Below are 4,428 nucleotides of genomic sequence, written 5' to 3'. Positions count from 1 at the left end.
CTGGTGCGATAGCCATACACATATCGTTTATGTTGGCAATCGCGAACAGGAATTTGTTGATAGAATTAATGGTTTGACCTATGAAGAAATTGCCAATCGTGGTGGAGGCATATTAAATTCTGTAAAAAAACTAAACGAAGCTTCAGAATTAGAAATTTACAACCAATCCAAAAAAAGACTAGAAGAAGTCATTACACAAGGAACAGGAGCTGTCGAAATTAAATCGGGTTATGGATTATCCGTTGATGGCGAATTAAAAATGCTTCGAGTAATTAAAAAACTAGCTGAAAATTATCCAATAACTATTAAAGCAACTTTCCTTGGTGCTCATGCTTTTCCTTTGGCTTATAAAGAAAATCATACCGGGTATATTGATTTATTGATTAATGAAATATTACCCAAAATTGCTGAAGAAAATTTAGCTGATTATATTGATGCTTTTTGTGAAACGGGTTATTTTTCAGTAGCAGAAACCGAACGAATTATGGAAGCCGGAAAACAATATGGTTTGCGTGCCAAAATCCATGTCAATCAATTTACAGCCATAAATGGTATAGCTGCATGTGTAAAATATAACGCACTTTCTGTCGATCATTTAGAAATTGTAACCGATGAAGATATTGAAGTTTTAAAAAATACGGAAACTATGCCAGTAGCATTACCAAGCTGTTCTTATTTTATCAGTATTCCGTATACACCGGCACGAAAAATGATTTCCGCTGGTTTGCCTCTTGCCTTAGCTTCCGATTTTAATCCGGGAACTTCGCCTTCTGGAAATATGAATTTTGTGTTGGCAACGGCGTGCATTAAAATGAAAATGACACCCGAAGAAGCTATAAATGCTTCCACTTTAAATGGTGCTTATGCCATGGGAATTTCAGCAACTCACGGAAGTATAACCGTTGGTAAAAAAGCGAATCTCATCATTACAAAGCCTTTGAATTCATTTTATGAATTGCCTTATAATTTTGGCACCGATTTAATTGAACAAGTGTTGTTAAATGGAAAGTTAATTTGATAAAAAATCCCCCCGTTAGAGGACTTGACATTTTTATAAGTTGGTGATTATCGTAAACTAAAGCTGCTTTTTGAAACCAATTCTCCTTTGTCAAAAACATTTACAAAATAAGTTCCTTTAGCAAAATCTTTTCCTGGTAATTGTTCAGAAACTTCAACCGTTTTATTTTCGTATTTTACGGTTGTTGTAAAACTATAAGTTAAAGAAGTTTCTCCAAAAGAAATCGTTGCTTTATCACCCAAAACATTGTTTTTAGAATCAATTACCTGAACATAATAAGTCTTGTCACCAGATTTAGCAATTTTATTTTCGGCTATTGTAAAGTTAACTTTAAGCATGTCAGTTCTACTTGCTTTGTCAGTTTCAATTTGTTTACCCGAACTTCTAACTTTATAAGAAGCAGTTTTCAAATTGGTAACCGTTAATTTAGAACCTAATTCAACTTTTTTGGCTAAATCTTCATTTTGACCAACTAGAACCTGATTGTATTTTTTGTTATCTTCCAAAACTACTGTTGTACTGTCCAAACTTGTGGTTAGTGTTTGGTTTTGTTTTTTCAAAACAGCAACTTCCTGCATCAAATTTTGCATTTTTTGTTCCAATGCTTTATACTGCGTTTTGTATTTCTGCAAAGATGCATTGTCACCTTTTGATGCTTTTATATCTGCCATAAGTTTTACTACTTTGTCTCTTTCAGCAATTAACTCATCTGACATAGTAGTATTTTCTGCAATAGCTGCATCATAATTAGTCTTCAAATCTTCCAAATCCTTTAACACAGATTCTTTTTCAGATTTTACAGTGGTAACTGTAGTTTGTAATGTCTTTGCGTCAGAGGTTAGTTTAAAAATGTAAATTAAACTACCTATTAATAAAATAGCTAATACTACAATAATAGCTTTTAGTTTCGAATGATTGACTTGATTTCCCATGTGCTAATTTTATTTGTTATGTTACATCACACTATTTAATATAGTAACTAAAGATAAACAATTTTATTATATTTTTGGTGAAATATTTTATTAAGATGGAGAATATAATTCCGTTTTCAATTACTGATTTAGCTAAAGTAACCAACCACCGAAGTGGTGAAGTAAAATTTGGCGAAAAAATGCTAACTATTGCCAAAGGCGAGAATTATCATGACTATCTGAAAAACTGCGACGCACAATATGTACTATTTGGAATTCCAGAAGATGTTGGTATTCGAGCGAATTTTGGTCGCCCAGGTGCAAATTCAGCATGGGAAAGTGCCATTGCAAGCATAGCAAACATTCAGCACAACCGTTTTTGCAAAGGAAGTCAAATTTTAGTTTTAGGATCGCTCGATGTTGCTGAAGAAATGGAAGCCGCCAAAGATTTGAATTTCCACAATACGGCAGACCGAAAAAAATTAAGTTCTCTTGTCGAAAAAATTGATAAAGAAGTTGTGCACATTGTTAGTTGTATTATAAAATACGGAAAAACTCCAATAATCATTGGAGGTGGACACAACAATGCTTACGGAAATATAAAAGGAACAGCACTAGGATTAGGAAAACCAATAAATGCTATAAATTTTGATGCGCATTCCGATTTCAGAATTCTAGAAGGAAGACATAGTGGCAACGGTTTTTCGTATGCTTATGAAGAAGGTTTTCTGAAGAAATATTTCATCTTTGGGTTACACGAAAATTATACCTCGAAAAACGTACTCGATAATTTGAAGAAAATAGAAGAAAGAGTAACCTTTAATACTTATGATGAGATCAAAGTACGTCAACAAAAAAACTTTCAGCAAGAGTTAAATACAGCGATTGAATTTATTAAAAACGATGCATATGGTATCGAAATCGATTTGGATGCTTTACCAAATATTGCCAGTAGTGCCATGACAATGAGTGGTTTTTCGGTAGAAGAATTGCGACAGTTTGTTTACTTTTTTGGAAAACATAAAAATGCAGCTTATCTACATATTTGTGAAGGCGCACCCGATTTGGGTGAAGAAAAAAATAATCATCTTATCGGAAAACTGATTGGATATTTGGTTACCGACTTTATTAAATCGAGAAAGGAACTTATTTAGTTGATGGTTTCGGGTTATGGGTTTCGGATTCAAAAACATAGAAAACCCGCAACACGCAACTCCTAACCAATAAAACCCTATCTTTGCCCCAACTTACTACTAATCCATAAGTTTATTATATGTTATTCGAAGATTTATCATTATCCAAAAGTATTCAAAGAGCAGTTTTTGAAGAAGGATACACCAGCCCAACACCTATTCAGGAAAAGGCTATCCCATTTATTTTAGCAGGAAAAGATTTAGTAGGCTGCGCTCAAACCGGTACCGGAAAAACAGCGGCTTTTGCTATCCCAATTATACACAATTTGCATCGCATGATTGGGTCGTCCAAAAAAACAAAAGAAATTCGTTGTTTAGTGGTGACGCCAACCCGGGAATTGGCAGTTCAGATTGGCGAAAGTTTTGACACTTATGGAAAGTATACCAACATCAGGCAATTAACTGTGTTTGGTGGTGTTTCGCAAGTGCCACAAGTAGACCAATTGAAGAAAGGTATTGACATTTTAATAGCTACACCTGGGAGATTATTAGATTTACACAAACAAGGTTTTATTGATTTTGATAGTCTGCATTATTTGGTTTTAGACGAATCCGATTTGATGCTCGATATGGGTTTCATAAACGATGTTAGAAAAATTGTTAAACTGGTTCCAACGAACAGACAAACTTTACTTTTTTCGGCAACAATGCCAATGGCAATTCGCGAATTAGCCGATACTTTTTTAAACAAACCAGAGTATGTTTCGGTAACACCAGTTTCTTCTACAGCAGAAATAATAGAGCAAAAAATTTATTTTGTTAGAAAAGAAGACAAACGTGGTTTATTGTATCATTTGATACGCAATGAAAACCTCAGCAATGTATTGGTTTTCGTTCGCACCAAACACGGCGCAGACAATGTGGTTAAAGCATTAAAAAAACATGGAGTTAATGCCGAAGCAATTCACGGCGACAAATCACAATCAGCTAGACAACGAGTTTTAGACCATTTCAAAAATAAAGAAATCTCTGTTTTGGTAGCTACCGATATTGCAGCGCGAGGTATTGATATTGAAAGTTTACCATATGTAATCAATTTTGATTTGCCCAATATACCTGAAACTTACGTTCATAGAATTGGGAGAACAGGCCGTGCCGGAAATGGTGGTATATCGATTTCGTTTTGCAGCAAAGACGAGGAACCTTATTGGAAGGACATTCAAAAACTGATAAAGGTTAATGTAAAAACCATTAAAGATCATCCTTTTCCATGGAAAGATGTTGAACCAAATCAAGAAGCTAAACCCGATTTGAGAAACAAAAAGAAGTAAGATTACGATTAAATAAAAATAGAGATATAATAAAA

4 protein-coding genes are annotated in these 4,428 nt (G+C 34.1%); 3 read left to right on the top strand and 1 reads right to left on the bottom strand.

Annotated elements, in window-relative coordinates; all coding sequences use genetic code 11:
* Nucleotides 1-1,018, top strand: a 1,018-nt coding sequence (gene hutI, locus ACOYLP_RS10960; RefSeq protein WP_422856210.1) for an imidazolonepropionase, incomplete at its 5' end; no start/stop codon positions are given.
* Between the two features lie 47 nt (nucleotides 1,019-1,065).
* Here the strand turns inward: hutI and ACOYLP_RS10955 are convergent.
* Nucleotides 1,066-1,950, bottom strand: coding sequence for a hypothetical protein (locus ACOYLP_RS10955; RefSeq protein WP_422856209.1), 885 nt, complete (start codon nucleotides 1,948-1,950; stop codon nucleotides 1,066-1,068).
* 95 nt (nucleotides 1,951-2,045) lie between these two features.
* Here ACOYLP_RS10955 and ACOYLP_RS10950 point away from each other — a divergent pair, with 95 nt between their 5' ends.
* Both ACOYLP_RS10950 and ACOYLP_RS10945 read left to right on the top strand, forming a co-directional pair.
* Nucleotides 2,046-3,083 (top strand): formimidoylglutamase, encoded by a 1,038-nt coding sequence (locus ACOYLP_RS10950; protein WP_422856208.1) that lies wholly within the window; start codon nucleotides 2,046-2,048, stop codon nucleotides 3,081-3,083.
* 119 nt (nucleotides 3,084-3,202) lie between these two features.
* Nucleotides 3,203-4,393 carry a DEAD/DEAH box helicase gene (locus tag ACOYLP_RS10945; RefSeq protein WP_422856207.1) on the top strand — a complete coding sequence of 397 codons (1,191 nt, stop codon included), beginning with the start codon at nucleotides 3,203-3,205 and terminating at the stop codon, nucleotides 4,391-4,393.
* Nucleotides 4,394-4,428 lie beyond the last annotated feature (35 nt).

Source organism: Flavobacterium sp. (genome assembly GCF_049318325.1).
In the GTDB taxonomy this organism is placed as follows: domain Bacteria; phylum Bacteroidota; class Bacteroidia; order Flavobacteriales; family Flavobacteriaceae; genus Flavobacterium.
Note: the sequence above shows the minus strand (reverse complement) of the source record. Positions and strands in the feature narration are given on the sequence as shown.

Coding starts and splice junctions, on each gene's coding strand:
- ACOYLP_RS10955 (WP_422856209.1), bottom strand. CDS start 1,950: ATGGGAAATCAAGTCAATCATTCGAAACTAAAAGCTATTATTGTAGTA.
- ACOYLP_RS10950 (WP_422856208.1), top strand. CDS start 2,046: ATGGAGAATATAATTCCGTTTTCAATTACTGATTTAGCTAAAGTAACC.
- ACOYLP_RS10945 (WP_422856207.1), top strand. CDS start 3,203: ATGTTATTCGAAGATTTATCATTATCCAAAAGTATTCAAAGAGCAGTT.